At 32.5% G+C, this 21,679-nt stretch carries 22 protein-coding genes; all 22 read left to right on the top strand.

Annotated features, from left to right (window positions below):
• Positions 1–37 precede the first annotated feature (37 nt).
• The 22 genes from fliS (at position 38) to NST77_RS15955 (ending at position 21,679) form a co-directional block, all read left to right on the top strand.
• Positions 38–469 (top strand): flagellar export chaperone FliS, encoded by a 432-nt coding sequence (gene fliS / locus NST77_RS16060; protein WP_095330263.1) that lies wholly within the window; start codon positions 38–40, stop codon positions 467–469.
• A gap of 20 nt (positions 470–489) precedes the next feature.
• Positions 490–1,899 (top strand): flagellin N-terminal helical domain-containing protein, encoded by a 1,410-nt coding sequence (locus NST77_RS16055; RefSeq protein ID WP_095330264.1) that lies wholly within the window; start codon positions 490–492, stop codon positions 1,897–1,899.
• Between the two features lie 165 nt (positions 1,900–2,064).
• Positions 2,065–2,502 (top strand): YaaR family protein, encoded by a 438-nt coding sequence (locus NST77_RS16050; protein ID WP_095330265.1) that lies wholly within the window; start codon positions 2,065–2,067, stop codon positions 2,500–2,502.
• Positions 2,503–2,781: 279 nt separating this feature from the next.
• Entirely contained in the window at positions 2,782–3,036 is a 255-nt protein-coding gene (flgM, locus tag NST77_RS16045) for a flagellar biosynthesis anti-sigma factor FlgM (RefSeq protein ID WP_095330266.1), read from the top strand.
• Between the two features lie 21 nt (positions 3,037–3,057).
• Positions 3,058–3,543, top strand: coding sequence for a flagellar protein FlgN (locus NST77_RS16040; protein ID WP_095330267.1), 486 nt, complete (start codon positions 3,058–3,060; stop codon positions 3,541–3,543).
• A gap of 11 nt (positions 3,544–3,554) precedes the next feature.
• Positions 3,555–5,204 (top strand): flagellar hook-associated protein FlgK, encoded by a 1,650-nt coding sequence (flgK, locus tag NST77_RS16035; protein WP_095330268.1) that lies wholly within the window; start codon positions 3,555–3,557, stop codon positions 5,202–5,204.
• 45 nt (positions 5,205–5,249) lie between these two features.
• Positions 5,250–6,395, top strand: a complete 1,146-nt coding sequence (flgL, locus tag NST77_RS16030; protein WP_095330269.1) for a flagellar hook-associated protein FlgL — start codon at positions 5,250–5,252, stop codon at positions 6,393–6,395.
• A gap of 120 nt (positions 6,396–6,515) precedes the next feature.
• Positions 6,516–6,965: a flagellar assembly protein FliW gene (fliW, locus tag NST77_RS16025; RefSeq protein WP_095330270.1), complete on the top strand. Its 450-nt coding sequence runs from the start codon at positions 6,516–6,518 to the stop codon at positions 6,963–6,965.
• Positions 6,965–7,198 (top strand): carbon storage regulator CsrA, encoded by a 234-nt coding sequence (gene csrA, locus NST77_RS16020; RefSeq protein WP_095330271.1) that lies wholly within the window; start codon positions 6,965–6,967, stop codon positions 7,196–7,198. Before fliW ends, csrA begins: the two co-directional genes overlap by 1 nt.
• A 146-nt stretch (positions 7,199–7,344) precedes the next feature.
• Positions 7,345–8,457, top strand: coding sequence for a flagellin N-terminal helical domain-containing protein (locus NST77_RS16015; RefSeq protein ID WP_095320498.1), 1,113 nt, complete (start codon positions 7,345–7,347; stop codon positions 8,455–8,457).
• Positions 8,458–8,609: 152 nt separating this feature from the next.
• The gene (locus tag NST77_RS16010; protein WP_095320499.1) at positions 8,610–9,200 is read left to right on the top strand and encodes a hypothetical protein; all 591 of its coding nucleotides are present in this window, start codon (positions 8,610–8,612) and stop codon (positions 9,198–9,200) included.
• A 15-nt stretch (positions 9,201–9,215) separates the two neighbouring features.
• Positions 9,216–10,226 (top strand): UDP-N-acetylglucosamine 4,6-dehydratase family protein, encoded by a 1,011-nt coding sequence (locus tag NST77_RS16005; protein ID WP_095330273.1) that lies wholly within the window; start codon positions 9,216–9,218, stop codon positions 10,224–10,226.
• Between the two features lie 21 nt (positions 10,227–10,247).
• Positions 10,248–13,079 carry a motility associated factor glycosyltransferase family protein gene (locus NST77_RS16000; protein ID WP_176474202.1) on the top strand — a complete coding sequence of 944 codons (2,832 nt, stop codon included), beginning with the start codon at positions 10,248–10,250 and terminating at the stop codon, positions 13,077–13,079.
• 270 nt (positions 13,080–13,349) lie between these two features.
• Positions 13,350–14,627 (top strand): glycosyltransferase, encoded by a 1,278-nt coding sequence (locus NST77_RS15995; protein ID WP_095330275.1) that lies wholly within the window; start codon positions 13,350–13,352, stop codon positions 14,625–14,627.
• Between the two features lie 70 nt (positions 14,628–14,697).
• A complete protein-coding gene (locus tag NST77_RS15990; RefSeq protein WP_095330276.1) occupies positions 14,698–16,002 on the top strand; it encodes a glycosyltransferase family 2 protein in 1,305 nt (434 codons plus the stop codon).
• 71 nt (positions 16,003–16,073) lie between these two features.
• Positions 16,074–17,213: a glycosyltransferase family 8 protein gene (locus NST77_RS15985; protein ID WP_095330277.1), complete on the top strand. Its 1,140-nt coding sequence runs from the start codon at positions 16,074–16,076 to the stop codon at positions 17,211–17,213.
• Between the two features lie 7 nt (positions 17,214–17,220).
• On the top strand, positions 17,221–17,898 hold the full coding sequence (locus NST77_RS15980) for a CDP-alcohol phosphatidyltransferase family protein (protein WP_095330278.1): 678 nt from the start codon (positions 17,221–17,223) through the stop codon (positions 17,896–17,898).
• Positions 17,899–17,999: 101 nt separating this feature from the next.
• The gene (locus NST77_RS15975) at positions 18,000–18,668 is read left to right on the top strand and encodes an HAD family hydrolase (protein ID WP_095330279.1); all 669 of its coding nucleotides are present in this window, start codon (positions 18,000–18,002) and stop codon (positions 18,666–18,668) included.
• A 15-nt stretch (positions 18,669–18,683) separates the two neighbouring features.
• Positions 18,684–19,409, top strand: coding sequence for a cytidylyltransferase domain-containing protein (locus NST77_RS15970; protein ID WP_095330280.1), 726 nt, complete (start codon positions 18,684–18,686; stop codon positions 19,407–19,409).
• Between the two features lies 1 nt (position 19,410).
• Positions 19,411–20,307, top strand: coding sequence for an aldo/keto reductase (locus tag NST77_RS15965; RefSeq protein WP_095330281.1), 897 nt, complete (start codon positions 19,411–19,413; stop codon positions 20,305–20,307).
• A 2-nt stretch (positions 20,308–20,309) separates the two neighbouring features.
• Complete coding sequence (locus NST77_RS15960; RefSeq protein ID WP_235850274.1) at positions 20,310–21,104, top strand: SDR family NAD(P)-dependent oxidoreductase; 795 nt, start codon at positions 20,310–20,312, stop codon at positions 21,102–21,104.
• The gene (locus NST77_RS15955) at positions 21,098–21,679 is read left to right on the top strand and encodes a GNAT family N-acetyltransferase (protein ID WP_095330283.1); all 582 of its coding nucleotides are present in this window, start codon (positions 21,098–21,100) and stop codon (positions 21,677–21,679) included. Before NST77_RS15960 ends, NST77_RS15955 begins: the two co-directional genes overlap by 7 nt.

Genomic DNA, 21,679 nt, shown 5'->3' with positions numbered 1-21,679 from the left:
CGATAAAAAAAACAGGAGCATTTGGAGGTGGAAAATCATGGCTAACCTTATTACAGAAGAAGTACTCTATCAAAAATCTCCACAAGAACTCACAGCGTTATTATACGAAGCATGCCTAAATAATTTAGAAGAAGCAATTGAAAATATAGAGAATAAAGATTATATCCTCGCGAATGTTAAATTAAAGAAAGCTAATGACATTGTCTGGAGACTTGGCGCTGGGATTAATTATGAGGCAGGAATTATCGCCGATCAACTAGACATGTTATATAACTATATAGCAGGAAAACTTATTGATGCCAATTTAAAAAAAGATATATCCATTATCCAAGAAGTTAAAACGATAGTAGAAGAACTGCTTGCAGCTTGGACTGCAAGCATGAAAGAAAAAACACCTAAGATAAATACTGGTCTTCGCCAAAAAACATTGGCATACGAAAAAAATATCATGACATATGATAAAAATTAAAACAAAAGGAGCATATTAAAATGAAAATTAATCACAATATTCAGGCGCTGAATGCTTACCGCAATCTATACCAAAACCAATTCAATACTTCCAAAAACCTAGAAAGATTATCTTCTGGTTTAAGAATCAATCGTGCAGCCGATGATGCAGCAGGACTTGCGATTTCTGAAAAAATGCGTTCGCAAATTAAAGGCTTATCTATGGCAGAACGCAACTCACTAGATGGTGTTTCTTTAATGCAAGTAGCAGAAGGAGCAATGAATGAAGTGCACTCAATGCTTCAACGTATGCGTGAACTATCTGTACAGGCAGCAAATGACACAAATACCGATTCAGATCGTAATTCCATTCAACAAGAAATTGATCAGCTGTTAAAAGAGATTGATAGTGTTGCCGCTAAAACTGAATTTAATACACGTAAGCTATTAGATGGTTCTAGTGCAGTTGATACACAATTCCTTGATGGAGAACAGGCAAAAACAAACTTAAAGCAGGTTCCTACAGTAGTAGATCCAACTTTGGCAACAGGCAAATACGAAGTGGCAGTTTCTGGAACTCCGCAATTTGTTAATACATTAAATCAACCAGGTGCGGGAATCAGTTCCTCAGATGTTCTTACAATGGATCCAGACAGTGACTTAGCATTAGGAGAATATTCTGTGGTGGTTACAGGATATCAGGATGATGGAACAAAAAGAAGCGCCAATATTGAAATTTTTGATCCAAGTGGATTTTCTATTGGCCAGCTTGCAGCAGTAGTAGGTGAAGATGGAAAAACTGAGACAATTGGAACAGAGACTGGCAAGAAAATAAAGATAGACACAGCACAAATTACTGGAAATGGTACAGCTAAAGTTCAAATAGAATCTAAAGTTACATTATCTGTTTCTAAAGTGAATGGTGACGATTCTACTACTCCAATTACTTTCTCTAAAGAGCTTATTACAAGAAATGGAGAAGTTGAGCACGGCGGATTGAAGCTATCTTTTGGAGCGAATGTTAAAGAGGGTTCATCACAATTTGATTTAACAAACAAAGCTCTAACATTCCAAATTGGTGCCAATACAAATCAGAATCTGAATATTGATATCCCGCAATTAAGCACTGTAAAGCTGGGGATTAATAATTTGAATATTCTTTCAAATGATGATGCAAGCAAATCAATTTTCAAAATCGACCAAGCGATTAACCAAATTTCTTCCATTCGTGCTAAACTAGGTGCTACCCAAAACCGTTTAGAGCACACAATCAGCAATCTGCAAGTAACAAATGAGAACTTAACATCTGCAGAATCTCGTATCCGTGATACAGATATGGCTCAAGAAATGACCGAGTTTACAAAAAATAATATCTTGAATCAATCAGCTCAAGCGATGCTGGCTCAAGCAAATCAATTACCAAATGGAGTTCTACAGCTTCTACAATCGTAATTATTAAATCAAAGCTAGTCCTGGTAAAAGATGGACTAGCTTTTTTCTTTCTATTTTATGATAATATAAATGCTATATGTGTGTAATAAATATAAAATTAACTACATTAACAATCTTCTCTTGGAAATCTAAATATATTTATAATTATGAAAGGGAGGTTTATATATGGAAGTACAAAGAGTATCGAGGACAAGTACGGATAAAATAAAAAGTAAAGATAATTTGCCGGCAGAGAGTATTTCTTTTCAAGAAGTTATTTCTAAAAATCGTCAACAGGCAGTTTATGACAAATTAACAAAATTAGTAGAAGAAATTGAGGGACAAGGGAAAAAATTATCGGAACACCGTACGGTAGATGATTTGCGCAGATACAAAAAAATGGTAAAAGATTTTATGGATGAAGCGGTTAACAATGCTTTGAAACTAGAAGAGCAGAGTGGTTTTAATCGAAGAGGAAGAACGAAAGTATATAAAATTGTTAAAGAAGTGGATAAAAAGCTGGTGGACTTAACCAATACCTTATTAGACAAAGAAAAAAACGGTTTAGATATATTACAATCAGTTGGTGAAATCCAAGGTCTTTTAATTAATATATATACTTGAATAAGTAATTAGAACTATTGCGGCAAGTGAATTCCCAGGAATTCTATGCTGCTTTTTTATTATATCGGGATATTTTGACTAAATTGAACATGAAATATGAATAGACTGGTTAGAATAGAAATAGGAATATCAGTCTAATTTGTATAAAAACAAGTTTTAGTCTTTAAAAGGAAAAATTTTGACCGATATAGAAGATAGAAGAATAAGAACTGAAAGATGAGTATAGTAAATTTCCATATATGAAACATAAGGTCAAATTTTCTGTAGAGGAGTGTAAAAATGAAAATTAATAATTATAATCCGGTAAATATGAATCCATATAAAAAGCAGATGGAAAAAAATGCAACTGCACAAAACATAAAAAAAGAAGACAAAGTGGAAATATCAAAAGCTGCGTTAGAACTTCAAGGTACACAAGATGAAGTAAGACTAGAAAAAATTCAAGAGCTAAAAAAGCAAATTAGTGAAGGAACATATCAAGTAGATTCAAAAGAAGTTGCTGAAAAAATTCTATCATTCTGGAAAAAGAGCTAAGGAAAGATAGGAGGATTTCGGATGCAGACCGAAAAGATTGAAGCTTCGTTAAAAGACATACTTTCCTTGCATGAAGATCTGTTGCAACTTTCTTTTGAAAAAAAAGACATCCTTATTAAAGGCGATACAGATCAATTAAGAGTAATCACAGGCAAAGAACAAAAGTATATTAAAGCTATTCAAAAAAAGGATCAAGAATTGCAATTGAATTGTAATAATTTTTTAGGTAATGTATCAACGCAGACAACATTAAATGATGTTATAAAAATGGTTGACGATCAAACGAAAGAGATATTAATGGAAATAAAACAGAAACTGGTAGAAGTGCTGGGATTAATAAAAACGCAAAATGACACAAATCAACAACTTATTAACCAATCTCTGCAATTTATTGAGGTCTCTCTTGATTTATTAAAGCCAGATATAGACACATATAATTACAATCGGTCAGAGACGAAAAATCCTTATCAAAAAGAAGGATTTTCGATATTTGAATCAAAGATTTAGGAGGAGAATCAATGGTTTCAACCTTTATGGGCTTAGAAACTGCAAAGCGTGCTTTGACAACACAGCAATCAGCTATTGCTACAGCTGGGCATAATATTGCAAATGCTAATACATTAGGCTATACGAGACAAAGAGTAAGTTTAGCTGCTACACAAGGATTTCCTACAGTTGGTCAGAATAGTCCGGTAATGCCAGGTCATTTGGGGACTGGAGTTCAAGCTGATCAGGTTGAACGAATTAGAGATAGCTTTGTAGATATGCAATATCGCAAAGAATCTAGTAAATTGGGATATTGGGATTCGAAGGCACAAATGTTATCACAAATGGAAAATGTTATGGATGAGTTATCTGGAACAGGGATTTCGAATAGTATGGATCAATTTTGGAATTCCTTACAGGATTTAGCGACAGAGCCAGAAAATGAAGGGGCAAGAAGAGTTGTTAGAGAACGTGGATCTGCTTTGGCGGATACGTTTAAATATATGTATTCTTCTTTAAAAGCAATTCAAAAAGATAATAGAAATGAATTAGAAAATACAGAAGATAATATTAATAGTGTGTTGAAGCAAATTAATCAATTGAATCAGCAAATAGGTGCTGTGGAGCCTAATGGCTATTTGCCTAATGACTTATATGATGAACGTGATAGATTGCTTGATTCTCTTTCTACGATGATGAATATTAAAGTAGAAGCTAAGTCCAGCGGCGGATTAGCTCGGGCAAGTGCTGAGGGACTTTATGATGTATACATGGCAACACCTGAGGGGGATATCTTAACAGATTCTAATGGTCAGCCTATTAAACTAATAGATGCATCAACAAGAACAGCAAATGGCATCCATATCCAATTTGATAGTAGAGAAGAATTAGACAGCCCAGTTACCTCTTTTAAATTTTTTAAACTAAATGATGACCCGACTGCTAAAAGTAAGTTTGATGGAATAGAAACGGATGCTGATGCTGATGCTGCAAATGGTGTATATACTTTAAACGATTTCAAGGCCTTAAATAGTCAAGGGAAGCTGAAAGGCGTAATTGAAGGTTACGGTTATATGGAAGGCGGAGAAATAAAGGGCACATATAATGCTATGTTTGACGATTTAGATGAAATGGTCTATACGTTTGTAACAGCTTTTAATGAGGTTCACCGAAGTGGATATAGTTTAAATGAAATAGAAGATGGAACTGCCAAAGATATTGACTTCTTTAGTTTTACAGATAGCAATATAACAGCTGATAATCCAAAAGGAGCAGCTGGTAGTATTGTATTGTCCAAGGAAATTTTGGAGGATGTAGATAACATAGCAGCTGCTACAGAGTCCTCTGCTGGAAATGGAACAAATGCCTTAAACCTTTCAAAAGTAAAGGATTCGATTCTTGATTTTGGCGGGAATAAAACAAATGTCCAAGCCTTTTATCAAGGGGTTATTGGCAAATTAGGAGAACAAGCTTCTGAGGCAAATAGGATGGAAAAGACTTCAGGAATATTAAAGACTTCAGTTGAGCAATCAAGAATGTCTGTAAGTGGTGTATCAATTGATGAAGAGATGGTAGACTTAATCAAATACCAGCAGGCATATAATTCAGCGGCAAGAATGATTACAATCGTGGATGAAATGCTTGATAAAGTTATTAATGGAATGGGTGTCGGAGGAAGATAAAAACTTCTATTTCCTAACTAATTAAAACTAGGAGTGTAATAGATAATGAGAGTAACTCAATCAATGCTTACCAATAATAATATGAAATACATTAGTAATAGCTATAAGGATTTACAAAGGCTTTCTGATCAAATTACAACGGGGAAAAAAATAACTAGACCCTCAGATGACCCTGTTATAGCTATGAAAGGGATGCGTTATCGTACACAAGTATCGGAGATAAAACAATATCAGCGCAACCTTAATGAAGGATATAACTGGATGGAAAATGCTGATACAGCTCTAGATAGCTCGAATCAAATTTTAAAAAAAATTAGAGAATTGACAGTGCAAGCGTCAAATGATACGTATGATGAAACGGCACGTAAGAATATTGTCGATGAAATTACCACATTACAAGAACAGTTAGTAACATTGGCAGAAACAAAAGTAGGGGATAAGTATATTTTTAATGGCACTGATACAGCTTCCTCTCCCATGAATTTAAATCAAATAGATATGGAATTTGAGGGATTTCAAGCTGGTTTAGCAGATGGGTCTATTAATCCTTCTGAATATGTAATAAACTATCAAGGAAATAAATATACCTATGATAGTACAGATAATATGTTTAAAAATAAAAATGGCTCTTCGATTGAAATTGATGGAAATACAGGAGAAATAACATATACCTATCAAGAAGAATTACCATATAAAGATGGAGAAACAGTTGCTGCTGAAAAGAAAATAGATAGTGGAAGTATTGTTATTTCAAAAGATACTGCTGTTTCGACGAATTCAAATCAAGTGCTATTAGAAGTCTCAAAAGGTATATCTATCCCTGTTAACATAACTTCAAGTAATGCTTTTTCATTAGATATGTTTGGTGGAATTGAGGCAATTAAGAAAATGATCTTGGACCCCGATGCAACAGGCAAGGAAATTACTAAATCATTAGATGCAATTGATGGATATATAACGGATGTTGTTTCTACACAGTCTCAATTAGGAGCACAATTGAATCGTGCTGAAATGGTTGAAAGTAGATTGAAGAAGCAAGAAGTTGTTGCGAATCAAACACTTTCTGAGAATGAAAATATGGATTTTGAAGAAGCTGTGATGGGCTACTTAACACAGCAGCTGGTTCATAATGCATCACTTCAAGTAGGAGCGCAAATTATGCAAAGATCATTAGTAGACTTTTTACGATAAGCTGTCCGATTGGATAGCTTTTTTCCTTTATAATAGAATTACCTATAGATAGGATGGTAAACAGAATTTTTTTTTAACTGGATGCAAATAATAAATTAAAATGAGAATGGTGGTAATAAAGTGGAAATAAAAACGAAATTTCATGGGAATGTTGCTATAGAAAAAGAAAAAATAATTCGATTTGAACAAGGATTACCTGGTTTTGAAGAGGAGAAGGAATTTTATATATTGCCTTTAGAAGGAGGAGCAGACCTTTTCGTACTTCAATCAGTAGCAACCCCCTTATTAGCTTTTGTCATGATAGATCCATTTTTGTATTTTAAAGAATATGCAGTGAAAATTTCCGATGAGGTGAAAGAGTTATTAAAAATACAAGATACAAAAGAAGTAGTCATCTTTTCTCTATTAACCATTAAAGAAGAGCTGAAAAGCATTACAGCTAATCTTCAAGGTCCAATTGTTATAAATGATAGGCTGAAAAGAGGCAAGCAAGTCATACTAGTAGATTCAGATTATCAAACCAAACATGAACTTTTTCTTTTCAAGGAACAAAAGGAGGGTTCTAAATAATGCTGGTATTAAAACGGAAAGTAAATCAATCGATAAAAATTGCAAATGATATTGAGATAACGATTCTAGCAATTGAAGGAGAGCAAATAAAAATCGGAATCGAAGCACCGAAACATATTGAAATACATAGAAAAGAAGTCTATGTTGCCATCCAAAATGAGAATAATGAGGCGGGAATTGCCTCAGTTGATTTCGTAAAAAATCTTACTAATCAATTAGGAAAAAATAATTAGATTTTTATTGTTAATATACTAAACATAAATAATTCCCTGACGATATATTTAATAGAACGGCAATTCAAGAAGGCGGCCGACTTTTTGAAATGACCGGCTAACCACATGGATGTGGAACTATTTATATTCAGGGAGGAAAACAAATAATGATTATCAATCATAACTTATCAGCGATGAATACTTATCGCCAAATGGGTTCAAACCAAGTAAATGCTTCAAAATCTATGGAGAAATTATCTTCTGGTTTACGTATTAACCGTGCAGGAGACGACGCAGCTGGTCTAGCAATTTCTGAAAAAATGCGTGGACAAATCAGCGGTTTAAACCAAGCACAACGTAATTCTCAAGATGGTATTTCATTGATCCAAACAGCTGAAGGTGCTTTAAACGAAACGCATTCTATTCTGCAACGTATGCGTGAACTTGCTACACAAGCATCTAACGATACTAATACAGATCAAGACCGTCAAGAGCTACAAAAAGAATTGAACCAATTAACTTCTGAAATCAACCGTATTGGTAACAATACTGAGTTTAACCAAAAGAAACTTCTTAATGGTTCACAAGCATTAAAAGATGGTGAGCGAGTTGCAACTGCTGGTAACACAGAAAGTGGAAATGGTTTACATTTACAAGTTGGTGCAAACTCACAACAAAACTTTACAGTAGACATTTTCGATATGCGTGCTGAAGCACTTGGTGTTGCTGGAACTGAGAATTCTACAGCAAAAATTGGTGATTCCGATAAAGTTGGTCAAAAAAATGCTTGGACTACTAATGGAACTGAAAAATATACATCTGCTAGTGGTGCTTCAACAACTGGAAACAAAATTCTAACTGAAAATGGCACAACTATTGGTGCTGAACTTGTAGAAAAATCTTCTGATGCTAAATTTGCTTCAGGTGCTGCAAATAAACTTACTGATGCTGGTAACGCTACTGGTGCTGCAGTATATGCTCTAGATATCAGTGATCATAAAAAAGCTACTGCTGCAATTTCAACTATCGATGCAGCTATTAACCAAGTTTCTGCTGAGCGTTCTAAGCTTGGAGCATTCCAAAACCGTTTAGAGCATACTATCAGTAACTTAGGTAACTCTGCTGAGAACCTACAATCTGCTGAATCTCGTGTACGTGACGTAGACATGGCGAAAGAAATGATGGAAATGACTAAGTCTAACATCCTTTCTCAAGCATCACAATCTATGCTTGCTCAAGCTAACCAACGTCCACAATCAGTATTACAATTATTAGGTTAATAATCTTAAATGACTACCGGATTTCGGTAGTCATTTTTTGCTTTTATAACGCCTCGATACCTTTCCTTCCATTATTTATCTTCTGTTTTGTTATTCAACTCTTTGAAATAATACCGATATAGTAAGTAGAATACATTGTTGGGGGTTACTAAATGGAATTACATCTATCCAGTGAAATGCTTATTTATGAAAATAGCGTGAAAAATATAGATATACTTATACAAAAAATTAATGAAGACTTAGAAAAAAACAAATTATACTTTAGTCATTTAATTATTAATGGAAAAGAAGTTTATAGTGATTTTGAAGAACAAATTATGGAGCAAATCAATACAATTGAAAAAATAGAATTAGTGACAAAAACAATTGATGAATTTATTAACGATTTAACGGTATCATTAAACCAATATAGTAATCGTGCCATCCCAATTATTAAGCAGCTTACAGAGCAGTTTTATCAATCTCCAACAGAAGAAGCATGGGGATTGCTTCAAGATTTATTGGAAGGTTTAAATTGGGTGTATAGTACGATAAAGAGTATGGGTAATACGGAGTTAAATGAGTATAAGGAAAATCTATTGAATGTCGCTAATCATTTCGAAGTTGAATTGCCTAACCTGCTGGATGCAATTGAAAATCATGATTACATCTTAATTGGAGATATTATTTCTTATGAAATTCTCCCACAATTTGAATCAATTGAATCAATCACTGAAAAGACATTTCAGGTTATAAATAAGTAGAAAAGAGTTAATTAAATGGATAATAATCTATACTATCGTAAAAAGATTTTAATTATTGGCGGAACAGGAACAATAGGTAAGCAGCTTTTAATAGAACTTTTAAAGTGTGAACCGGAAGTTGTTCGGATATTTAGCAGGGATGAATATAAACAATTTGAACTGCAGCAAGAGATGGGAAATAAATCGAATATCAGATACCTAATTGGTGATGTAAGAGACCAACAAAGATTACTAATGGCGATGGAAGATATTGATTTTGTATTTCATTTAGCAGCAATGAAACATGTGCCTGCTTGTGAATATAATCCCTTTGAAGCAGTAAAGACAAATGTTATCGGAACACAGAATGTCATTCAAGCAGCATTAGATGCGGGTGTAAAAAGAGTCCTATTTACAAGTACAGATAAAGCAATTGCCCCTACAAATGCATATGGAGCAACAAAATTGACAGCGGAAAGACTCATCTCTGCAGCCAACTATCAAAAGGGTCCTAAAAATACCATCTTTAGTTCTGTTCGATTCGGCAATGTAATGGGATCAAGGGGATCGGTTATCCCATTATTTAAAAAGCAAATTATAGAAAAAGGTCACGTGACTGTGACCAATAAGGAAATGCTTCGTTATATGATGACGCCTAAGCAGGCAATAGCTTTAATGTTAAAGGCTAATGCAATAGCTTACGGCGGAGAAGTTTTTGTCTTGAAAATGCCTGTTATACGCTTGCAGGATTTAGTGGAAATCATTGTCGATGATATGGAACAACAGTACAGCTCCCATCGAGTTGATATTAAGGAAATCGGCTTACGCCCTGGTGAAAAAATGTATGAAGAATTAATGACCGAGGATGAAGGTCGAGTTGCATTAGAAACAGAGGATATGTATATAATCAGGCCACCATATGGTGCGACAGGCGAGAACTATCCAAATTTAATTACTCCGACGTTTCAAAAAGTACATCCACATGAGGAGGCAGTAATATCAAAGGATATATTAAAAACATGGATACGGAAAGAAAACTTAATTTAATTAATGATTGGAGAGACTCAGATGATAGGGGATAAACAAACTAGTATCATTAATAAATTTCCTCATTTGCGTAGTTCCTTTAGTATTTTGGAAAATTATAAGGATGAGATGAATATAGAGATCCTTAAAACAAAGGATGATCAAGTTGCAACGCTCTCTGTAATAATAGATAAACGTCCTTACTATCTTCATAGTAAATATGATCCAATAAGAGAAGCAGAGATTTTGATAGATCGCTACAAGGACGAATTAGATAAGTATGATCACGTGCTATTTTATGGGGTAGGACTTGGATATCATGTTGAGGAATTATTAAATAGATATCCAAAATTGAATTATTCTATGTTTGAACCAATACCGAATGTGTTTAAAAGATTTCTTGAATTAAATAGGTTAGAAAAACTAGATTTAAACCGTTTAAAAAATCTCTACATCGATACAGTAGAAGATGGTTCGGAAAAATTTTTACTTAATTTAACATTGAATATTCAAGAGAGAATATTACTTATAGTACTTCCAAGTTATGAAAGAGTCTTCAATCAAAAATCGGAGGAGTTTGCGGAACACTTTAGGGAAGCCATTACTCGTAAATATGAAAGTTATTATATTGATAATAAATATAGTTCTCGATGGACATTGAATAGTCTTATTAATCTGCCAGTTACTCTATCTAGCCCCAATATACTTAATGGGTATGAAGAAGTATTTAAGGATAAACCATTAATTATTGTTTCTGCTGGCCCATCTTTAGAAGAGGAATATGAAAACTTAAGAAAAATAAAAGCGCAAAAGACAGCATTTATTTTTGCAGTTGGTTCTGCTAATAAAGCACTTATTGTAAATGGGATTATTCCTGATGCTGTGTGCACTTATGATCCTCAAGAAATAAACTATTCAGTATTTACAAAAATGCTTGAAAATGATGTGATTGATGTCCCCATGATTTATGGGACGAGCGTGGGATTTGAAACACTTAAGCACTATCCTGGACCTAAACTTCATATGATTACTTCTCAGGATACCGTTACACCATATTATATTGGAGATTCTGCTCAATATGTAAAACGAATTAATGATGCACCAACTATCGCTGCAGTTACTTTGCAGCTTGCATGCGAATTAAAATCTAATCCAATCATTTTGGTCGGACAAAACCTGGCCCTAAAAGGAGAGCAACGTTATTCAAGTGAAATAGAAAATGAAAAGGAAAAGATTGAAGAGGATAAAGAAAATATTGTAATGGTAGAAGATGTACATGGCAATCTAATTAAGTCTACTAAAGGGTTTATTAATATGAAGACTTATTTAGAACATTATGTATCTTCCTATAAAAATATCGAAGTTATAAATACTACAAATGGCGGAGCTGCTATCATTGGAACTAAATATCAGCCATTAAGTCTTTTAATGGAAGAAAGATTAAAAATCGAAGTTGTCTCAAAGGATTGGCATAAGAAACAATCAAGTTACATTGAAAACACTCTAAGTAATAAGATAGGCTTAGTAGAACAATCGATAGAGCAATATTTAAAATTGCATAAGCGAGTTCTAAAATACTTTATAGAGATAGAAGAGTTAGCTGAGAAAAAACAAGCAAGAAAACTCGATAAAGCTATTAATCAGTTGAACAATGAAATGCAAAAACTAACTAATAATGAATTCTATAAAGTATACATCCTCCCAATAAACAGAACTCAATATCAAGCATTGATTATAAGAGCCACAGAAATTAGAAAGACTGAGGACATTTATCAGAAGGCAAAATTAGTGCTCAATGCATTTCTTCCATATGTTAATCGATGCAAACAAACAATGGATCAAGTGATTGGAAGTGTATATAATGTGCATTTACTTCTTGAAACAAATGCAAAAAAGCAACACTACAAATTTTATGCAAGTGATTGTGGAGCTTTTGATTTTCAAGGAGAATGGAAAAAGGAAAACTATGCTCCTAGCAAAATGATTAATTATCCTGTCAAACAGATGGTTTCTAGCGGGGATTCTAAATTAGAGTTTAAATTTACAGGAACATCATTTAAGATTTTTGGCTCTACTAGTAAACTAGGTTCGAAAAATATGGAAATAAGGATAGATGGTAATGTTAAAAGATTTACTACCCATATAAATAAAAATGAGGAGCTTTTTGCAAAAAGAATAAATCAAATGCTCTTTCAAGAATCAAATTTGGAGAATAAAGAACATCATGTTGTAATTAAAGGAGAAGGTAATTTTTATTTTACTGGAGTGGAGATAGAGAGAACAGGAAGATTACTTCATGTAGATGAAGTTACGGATATAAATACAATAAAAATTGGTGAACGAATTCGCTGTCATTATGCTGCTAAATACAATCAGGTTGGACAGTTTAGTGGATTAGGCGAAGAAACAGGACCATTCCTTCCGCCAGAAGCTTCTGCATATCCGGATGGTGACTTTTATTTTATTATGGTGGATGAAATAGGTGGAGAGAAAAAATTAATTGCTGATCGTAATGTGCAGAATGAAATTTCTTGGATTAATATTAAAAGTGGTTTAAATAATTTTAGATTAGAGGAAAACAGACTAAATAAGAAAATAAGTTTACCAACTGGAGGGAAAAATAAAAAAGATATTGATAATGATTGGACGAATTATATAGAAAGCCCTTTAATGGATGAAGTTGATTGGAATTTAATAGATGGAAGAACTTCTTGGTGCAACGATTTTGTAGATAATACAAATGATAAGATAGTAATAAGAGGAAAGTACTGTCGTCTAGATAAATGGTATGGTAAAGATGGGAATTACTGGAGTTATACAAAAGGTAGTAAAAGTTACAAAGTAAATGGCTTCAGGCCATTGTTAAAATTATAATTTCAGTTAGAGTAAATTCCTTTTATAAGAAGAATTGTGCGACTTTTTAAGAAAACAAAATGATAAGATTGTAATAACTTTATAGATTGTGAATAATAAGAAGAGATCTATGTTTATAGTGGAGAAATAAGAAATAGACTCTCTTTAATGAATGGAATGTTACCTAGCGGATATAATAAATATTTAAAAAGACAGAAGAAATGCTAAAATATCTTGTTCGTTTTTTTGATATATGAATTATGTATTATTATCAATACTTAGGAGTAAAATATGTCAAGTTATACTTATTCTTTAAATGAAGAGCTAAACAAGAAAAAATGGGATTTTAAGAAAAAGGAGTACATTAAATGCTTCGAGAAAGCAGAAAGACAAACAATAATAAATAATCCTCGTATATCTATTGTAATAATTTCATGGAGAAGACACCCAGATACTATTAAAAACATACAGATACTTCAAAAACAGCGATGTCATAACTTTGAATTAATATTTGTAAATAATGGTGAGAGTGATGAAGAGTTTATTGAAGTAATTCCTTTTGTCGATACTTATATTAAATTAAATAAAAATACTGGTGCCTATTTAGCTAGAAACGTTGGTGCAGTTTTTGCTAATGGGCCAATTTTGCTCTTTCTAGAGGATGATGGAATACCAGATATACAATTAGTTGAGTCTCATTTATTAACTTTTGAAGTTTACGATGTAATATGTGTGAGAGGAGTTTATTTACCTAAGATAAATAATAATATTCTAAATACAAAACAGAACCATTATTATCATGGCAATAAATTTTTCCCATCGTATATTGATTTGGAGGGAAATGCCTCAATCAATGCTGAGTCTTTTTATAGAGTTGGAGGCTGGGATGATAATATTACATTTGGTCATGGAGGACCAGATCTTTCTATTAGATTATTGGAGTATGAACCAGATATGAAAAAACAAATTTATTCTCCAATTTCTATAATATTTCATGATTATGCTAATAATGAAGAACATCTACAGAAGAAATTAGAAAAACAACGAATATCAAAAGATAGATTAAAAGGGAAACATAAAAATTGGGAGAGTTTGTTATTTAATTGGCGTAATTTATATCAGTTGGAACAGAAAGTGTTACCAAAAATAACCAAACGAACAGGGGCTTGGGAAGAAGTTGAAATATTAAAAAAGAAAATATTTAATAGAAATGAAGAATTTTTAATGGATGATTTTAACGATTATTTTTTCTATTTAGAGGATACTGATATATCAGTTCTATTGAAGGGTATTTCATATGGAAATATTTGTATTTTTGGTGCTGGAGAACTTGGAAAGTTAACTTATTCTTTTTTAAAGGGTCTTGGAATAAAAATAAAAAATTTTTATGACAATAACCCTAACCATTGGGATTCGTTTATAGAAAATGTTGTTATAAACGATCCTAGTCAAATTTCTTTTAATGAAGATTTTATTATTATTGCTTCGAGTTGGTATAGGGAAATTTCCTTTCAATTAGAAAGTAAAGGATACAAAAGAGGAGAAAACTTCTTGATTGTTAATAAGTAGCTGCAGACTATACTAAAAGCTATAAAATAAAAGCAAGTTAACTCCTTGACTATATTCAAAGGAGAATAGAATGAAAAAACCAAAAGTAAGTGTGATTATACCTAGTTTTAATAGGGAAAAATATATATGTGACAATATTGATAGTCTGCTAAATCAATCACTAGCAGATATCGAAATAATAATAGTTGATGATTGTTCTACAGATAATACAGTTAACTTAATTGGAAAATATAAAGATAAACGAATAAAGTTAATTAAGAATAAAGTAAATTTAGGAGTAGCAGCAAGTAGGAATATTGGCTTTAGACATGCAATTGGTGAATATATAGCAATATCAGACTCGGATGATATAAATCATAAGGATAGATTATTTAAACAGTCTGCCTTTCTAGATGAAAACTTAGATATTGATGTCGTAGTATGTAAGGTTCAAGAGATTAAAGATAATCGATATGGAGCTATACATTCATACGATTGTACTGATGAAGCAATTAGAGCTAATTGGTTATTTCAACCAGGAATACCTAGTTTTATGATGTTTCGTAAAGATAAGATTACGAAGGAAAAATTACTTTATCATGATGAAAGCTTTAAGGCAGCTGTTGATTATCAATGGTATACACAATTAAATAATAATATTAAAATTCATTGTATTCCGGAGGTACTTTATTATTATAGAAGACATAAGGAACAAATATCGACTGCTGGTTATAAAATACAACAACAATTTGCAGATAAAATAAGATTAGAGCAGTTGAAAAGATTAGATATCAATCCATTACCTGAAGAATTGATAATTCATACCAAACTAAGTAATGCCCAAATAAAAGAAATTACACCTAACGAATATATAAAATTTCTTGAATGGGGACATTTCTTACTAGAGTCTAATAGAATGAAAAAAATTTATTCACAAACATATTTAGAATCAATTATAGCAAAAAAATTATTTCATATAACTGAGGCAGTAGGATACTATCAAAAAGCATTATTTGACTTATGGGATGAATCTGTATTTTCAAACTATATTAGATTATCTGAACAGGAGCTTAAACAAAACAAAGTAGAGCAGAAGGTACAAAGTATAAAGAATAATAGTGTTATTGTTGGATCTAAGAGAATGGCATATTATTTTAAGGAAACATTAAATAATTATGGTATAAGAGTGATCAGTTATATAGATAGCAATAGTTCGATTGTAGGAAAAGAAATTGAAGGTTGTCCCATAATAGGGATAGAAAACCTTAAAAATAAACAACAAATAACATATTTTATATCTGTTCTTTCAGAAGAAAGGTATGTAATTAAAGAAAACCTAATAAATAGATATGGAATTAATCCTCAACAAATTGTAATAATAGATGAACTAATCTAACTTAAGAGTTTTAATGAAACTACAAAATAATTATGAAGTTCTGTAAGTTATTATTTAAATCTGTTGACTAAATGATTATTATTGAAGGTGTTATTTTGATAAATATAGTGTGTGCTTGTGATGATAGATATGTGAAACATCTTGCAGTTTTAATTATATCCATTATTAATAATACTAAAACTAGAAACATAAATTTTTATATTATAAATGGCGGTATTCATCAGGAGAACATTGACAAATTAGAAGAGATATTCATTACAAATAAAGCTAAGTTTAGGTTTCTTATGACAAATGAAGATGAGATTAAGAAATTGAAGGTAGATAAACATCTTTCAACAGCGACATATTATAGAATCTTAATACCTAACTTACTTAGTAATGATATAGATAAAGTTGTCTATCTGGATAGTGATATCGTAGTCAATGGAGATATCAGTGAATTGTGGAATATGGATATAAGTGAGTTTTCTATTGGGGCAAAAAAAGAAGCAGCTAATAATCAACGAAATGAATATTTGAATATGCCGAAGAAAGCACCATATTTTAATGCAGGTGTATTACTAATGAATTTAAATAAATGGAGGCAATGTAATCATTCTTCAAACGTTTTTACTTATCTAAATAAATTTGGGGATAATTTACTTTATCACGATCAAGATGGGATTAATGCATTATTGTATAATGATTCCCTTGAAATCCCATCAGAATGGAATATATTAAGTCAGGATGTTTATGGCAATAGTTCATTTAGAGGGCCAAAACTTGTCCATTTTACTGAAGCCTCTAAACCTTGGCAACTCTTAAATAATCACCCATTTAAAAAGGAATATGAAAAGTACTTAGCCATGACACCTTGGAAAGATGATATTCCGCCTGAAAATGCTATTATTCACAAGTTATTAATGGATAAGAGGATTATAATATTTGGTAGTGGTGGTAGTGGCTTAAGATTACTAGAAAGAGTAACTGAATTGAATGGTACTGTGTCTTATTTTTTAGATAACAATAAAGATTTATCAGGGAAGGTAGCAAAGGGTAAGAAAATCCATACTCCTAATGTGTTAGCAGATGAAAATATAGATGAAATCTTTATCATCATAGCGAGTATGTATTATGTAGAGATTGAAGAACAGCTAACAGAGTTGGGGCTTAAAAGATTAAAGCATTTCGTTTCATTAGGGTATGAAAATGAATTATTAAAAGAATGGTAGCTAAAATATGAATTTAACAAAAGAGTATCAGGTATTTAAAAACAAATACATTGTTCAGCAAAGAAGAGAACACGACTATGCAATTAATCGCTATTATGCCCATGTAATTGATCCGTTCTTTACAAAAATAGTCTATGATTTGAAGCTAACACCAAATATGGTTACTATTATTGCTGGTTTTTTAGGAATAGTCGCATCGGTATTTTTTATTTTCGACTATTGGATTACAGGTGCAATCCTTCTTCAGCTTCATCATTTTATGGATGGAGCAGATGGGAATTTAGCGAGACTAACTAATAATTGCTCTGCTTTAGGAGCAAAGTTAGATAAACTTTTTGATCAATTAGTTAGAATAGTTTTGTTTTTAACATTAGCAATAATTATAGATGTACCGTTATGGGCAAAAATATTGTTTATTGTAACAATCTATTGGGATTTATTTATTGTTCATTATTATATACTTCCTTTTATGAGAAGAAATAAAATGAAGCGTGCCAAATGGAAGGAATGGTTTTTAAGTAAAGGAATTATACCAGGATTTGATCATTTTACAATCTTTTTTCTAATTTCTTTAGGAGCTATTTTTCAAAGATTAGATGTGGTTATTTATATTGTTATAATACTAAAAAATATAGATTGGCTATATCGGGTATGGGAATGTTTAAAAACCCAGTATCGAAAATAATAAAAAGGCTTGAATTCTCAAGTCTTTTTTTGTTTAATAAACGCTAAACTTTTCCGATAATAATAATGATGATAACAGAACGATAAAAAGGAAGTTTTAAAATGTTTAATCATAAAGCCTACATATTCGATTTGGATGACACCTTGTATTGTGAGCATGATTATGTAAAATCAGGATTTTACAGTGTTGCTTCCTTTCTAGCAAAAGTGAATCCTTTTCTCGATGAAGAAGAATTGGCCGAGCATTTTATAATGGAATGGAAACAAAACGGACGAGGAAAGGTATTTAATCATGTCTGTGACAGGTATGGTATTCAAGTAGATGTAAAGCAACTAGTAGATGTATATCGTAAGCATGAGCCTTCTATTCATTTATACGAGGACGCTGTTTTATGCCTAAAGAGATTAACGGAAAAGAAGATTCCCATTGGTATTATCACAGATGGGAATTCATCCATGCAATGGAATAAGTTAAAAGCGTTAGGGTTAGATAAGCAAATTCCCTCTATTATTGTTACGGATGATTTAGGTGGTTCTGAGTTTTGGAAGCCTCATCCTCTAGCTTTTCAGAGGATGAGCGATTGTTTAAAGGTGGATATGAAAGACTGTGTATATATTGGGGATAATCCCAATAAGGATTTCGTAACGGCGAAAAAATTAGGTCTCCATACGATCCGTATCGTAAGAGAAATTGGAGATCATATGCAGACAAAACTTGATCAAGGTTATGAAGCAGATAAAAAGATTTATTCCTTAATGGAAATAAGATAGGAAACAGGTGAAAACATGAAAGTTATCGCTATACTACAAGCGCGAATGGGATCGACAAGATTGCCTGGCAAGGTGCTATTACCATTTGGACATACGAACGTGTTAGATTATGCAGTTTCAAGATGCCAGGCAGCAAAAGGTATTGATCAAGTGATTGTGGCGACTTCTGAGAAAGAAGCTGATAACCAGATTGTAGAATGGTGTAATCAAAATGCCATAGAGGTATTTCAAGGTTCGGAAGAAGATGTATTATCTAGATATTTTGAATGTGCAAAACAATATAAAGCAGATTATGTGATCAGGGCACTTGGCGATTGTCCTTTCTTTCATTATGAACTAGCTGATGAAGTTATTGAAGACATAAAGAGAGTGCAAGGAGATATTGTAATATATAAGGAACCTATTCCATTAGGATTAGGAGTTGAAATTATTTCTTCTTCAGCGTTGACTTATATCTATAACCATGGCAAGAAAGATTATCATCGAGAGCATGTAACCTACTATGCTTATGAAAATAGAGAATTATTTAAACAAGTTAACGTGGAAATTCCTAAGTATGTTTTAGACAAAGATGTAAGATTAACATTAGATACACAAGAGGATTATCAACTCTTATCCGTTATTGCGACGCATTTTGCAGATAATAAATTTATCTCTACAGAGGATATTCTAAACTATCTAGAGGGAAATAAAGAATTAACTATGATAAATCAACATATTGAACAAAAAAAGGTGAAATAAGATGAATCACACGCAAAAGAAATTAGCCTTAGGAACGGTTCAGTTAGGGCAGGTATATGGGATTGCAAACCGAATTGGTCAACCTGATAAGCAAAAAGCAGCAGAAATCTTAAATTATGCTGTAAAACACGGAATTATGACATTTGACACTGCACCTGGATATGGGCAAAGTGAAGAAATAATAGGATCATTTTTAAAAGAAGAAATGGATGAATCGTTAAATATTATTACTAAAATTCCTTCTATGAACGAAAATAATATTGAGGAAATAGAAAAATCTATAAAAGCATCACAGAACAAATTAGGGATAGAAAAGCTATATGGTGTGTTATTCCATGATGCAAATGTTTTGGAAAAATTAACGAACAAAGATCGTGAATGGATTGAAAACCTGAAAGAAAAGTATCACATTAATAAAATGGGAATTTCTATTTATTCACCTGAGCAGGTGAAAAGAGTAATAGAGTTAGGGATTTTTGACATCATTCAAGTGCCAATGAATGTTTTTGACCTACGTTTAATAAATGAGGGGCTTCTACAAGAATTAAGTAATAATAAAATTGAAATCCATGTGAGAAGCGTTTATTTGCAGGGGCTATTATTTTTAGAGGAACAGGAGCTGCCCAATTCTTTAAAAGCTGCCTCTCCGTATTTACTAAAATTAAAAAAAATTGCGGCAAGGGAGAAATTGAAGATAAGTGAACTCGCTTTTCTCTTTATAAGAGACAATTCTTATGTGGATAAAATGATTGTTGGATGTGAATCTTTGGACCAGTTGAGAGAAAACATACGCATTAGTGAATTGCCTACGCTCTCCTCTTCAATTATGGATGAAATTAATATATCCTTTAGAGATATTCCTGAAAATATAATAAATCCGTCAAAATGGAGGGATTAGTATTGAAATCGTTGAAGGAGTTATTCTCTTTAAAACATAAAACCGCTCTTATAACTGGTGCCAGTGGGCATTTAGGCTCCGCCATTTCTGAAAGTCTTGCAGAGTCAGGTGCCAATGTAATATTGGCAGGCAGAAACCAAGAAAATAATAAGCTGCTAGCGGAAAAATTAATGAATCAATATGGAGTTATTTGCCTACCTATCTATTTAGACGTTTCAAATAGAGATTCTATTACTAATTGTGTTGAAGTAGCTCTGAAAGAGTTTGAAAAGATTGATATTCTAATTAATAATGCTTCATATGGAACAACAGGGAAGATTGAATCCATGACTGACAAGATGTGGGAAATGGGTATTGATGGAACAATTAATCAGGCCTTTCGCCTGACGAATAGTATTTTGCCCTATATGGTTGCCCAAGGCTCTGGAAATATTATTAATATTTCCTCTATGTATGGAGTAGTATCGCCAAATCCAGAAATTTACGGGGACAGTGGCCAAAATAATCCGCCCAATTATGGTGCTGGCAAAGCAGCTATTATCCAATTTACAAAATATATAGCAAGTCATTATGGCAAGGAAGGAATTAGAGCTAATTCCATTTCGCCAGGCCCTTTTCCAAAACCTGAAGTACTGAAGAATGGAGAATTTGTAGAACAGCTAGCTAGGAAGAATCCATTGAACAGAGTAGGGAGACCGGAAGAATTGAAAGGGGCGGTTGCTTATCTCGCATCAGATGCTTCTTCTTTTGTAACAGGACATAATCTATGTGTGGATGGTGGTTGGACAGCATGGTAAGTAAATCCTATCAATATAAGTGCCTGAAGGAGAATATTCTAGAGCAGGATAATTATCATATAGAGCCGCTTAGACGAGAAGATATGATGAAGATAAAGGAATATCGAAATAAACAAATGGATGTATTAAGACAAAAGCAGCCAATAACAGATGAAGGACAAGTTTTGTATTACCAAAAAGTAGTGATCCCGCTTTTTGGGGAAGAAGAACCTAAACAATTGCTTTTTAGTTATTTTTATAATAAAGAGTTAATCGGATATGGAGGACTGACAAATATTGATTGGGAGGCTAAACGAGCAGAAGTATCCTTTTTAGTTAATCCTAACCGAGTAAAAAATAATCAACTGTATGAAAAAGATTTTCAGTATTTCTTAAACTTTTTAAAAAGAATAGCGAAACAGCAGTTAAAATTTAATCGTTTATTCACAGAAACGTATGATATACGACCATTTCATGTGGGGATTTTAGAAGCGAATGGGTTTGAATTTGAGGGAAGAATGAAGCAGCATGTTGTAATAAAAAATGAATTTGTCGATTCATTACTACATGGATGTTTATTAAGTAAGGAGTGTTAA

This window comes from Niallia sp. FSL W8-0177 (genome assembly GCF_038006285.1).
In the GTDB taxonomy this organism is placed as follows: Bacteria; Bacillota; Bacilli; order Bacillales; family Cytobacillaceae; genus Niallia; species Niallia circulans_A.
This window is presented reverse-complemented; position numbering and strand designations above follow the sequence as displayed.

What these genes read in the sequence shown, in the direction of transcription:
- fliS (WP_095330263.1), top strand. Translation starts at nt 38, where the DNA reads ATGGCTAACCTTATTACAGAAGAAGTACTCTATCAAAAATCTCCACAA.
- NST77_RS16055 (WP_095330264.1), top strand. Translation starts at nt 490, where the DNA reads ATGAAAATTAATCACAATATTCAGGCGCTGAATGCTTACCGCAATCTA.
- NST77_RS16050 (WP_095330265.1), top strand. Translation starts at nt 2,065, where the DNA reads ATGGAAGTACAAAGAGTATCGAGGACAAGTACGGATAAAATAAAAAGT.
- flgM (WP_095330266.1), top strand. Translation starts at nt 2,782, where the DNA reads ATGAAAATTAATAATTATAATCCGGTAAATATGAATCCATATAAAAAG.
- NST77_RS16040 (WP_095330267.1), top strand. Translation starts at nt 3,058, where the DNA reads ATGCAGACCGAAAAGATTGAAGCTTCGTTAAAAGACATACTTTCCTTG.
- flgK (WP_095330268.1), top strand. Translation starts at nt 3,555, where the DNA reads ATGGTTTCAACCTTTATGGGCTTAGAAACTGCAAAGCGTGCTTTGACA.
- flgL (WP_095330269.1), top strand. Translation starts at nt 5,250, where the DNA reads ATGAGAGTAACTCAATCAATGCTTACCAATAATAATATGAAATACATT.
- csrA (WP_095330271.1), top strand. Translation starts at nt 6,965, where the DNA reads ATGCTGGTATTAAAACGGAAAGTAAATCAATCGATAAAAATTGCAAAT.
- NST77_RS16015 (WP_095320498.1), top strand. Translation starts at nt 7,345, where the DNA reads ATGATTATCAATCATAACTTATCAGCGATGAATACTTATCGCCAAATG.
- NST77_RS16010 (WP_095320499.1), top strand. Translation starts at nt 8,610, where the DNA reads ATGGAATTACATCTATCCAGTGAAATGCTTATTTATGAAAATAGCGTG.
- NST77_RS16005 (WP_095330273.1), top strand. Translation starts at nt 9,216, where the DNA reads ATGGATAATAATCTATACTATCGTAAAAAGATTTTAATTATTGGCGGA.
- NST77_RS16000 (WP_176474202.1), top strand. Translation starts at nt 10,248, where the DNA reads ATGATAGGGGATAAACAAACTAGTATCATTAATAAATTTCCTCATTTG.
- NST77_RS15995 (WP_095330275.1), top strand. Translation starts at nt 13,350, where the DNA reads ATGTCAAGTTATACTTATTCTTTAAATGAAGAGCTAAACAAGAAAAAA.
- NST77_RS15990 (WP_095330276.1), top strand. Translation starts at nt 14,698, where the DNA reads ATGAAAAAACCAAAAGTAAGTGTGATTATACCTAGTTTTAATAGGGAA.
- NST77_RS15985 (WP_095330277.1), top strand. Translation starts at nt 16,074, where the DNA reads ATGATTATTATTGAAGGTGTTATTTTGATAAATATAGTGTGTGCTTGT.
- NST77_RS15980 (WP_095330278.1), top strand. Translation starts at nt 17,221, where the DNA reads ATGAATTTAACAAAAGAGTATCAGGTATTTAAAAACAAATACATTGTT.
- NST77_RS15975 (WP_095330279.1), top strand. Translation starts at nt 18,000, where the DNA reads ATGTTTAATCATAAAGCCTACATATTCGATTTGGATGACACCTTGTAT.
- NST77_RS15970 (WP_095330280.1), top strand. Translation starts at nt 18,684, where the DNA reads ATGAAAGTTATCGCTATACTACAAGCGCGAATGGGATCGACAAGATTG.
- NST77_RS15965 (WP_095330281.1), top strand. Translation starts at nt 19,411, where the DNA reads ATGAATCACACGCAAAAGAAATTAGCCTTAGGAACGGTTCAGTTAGGG.
- NST77_RS15955 (WP_095330283.1), top strand. Translation starts at nt 21,098, where the DNA reads ATGGTAAGTAAATCCTATCAATATAAGTGCCTGAAGGAGAATATTCTA.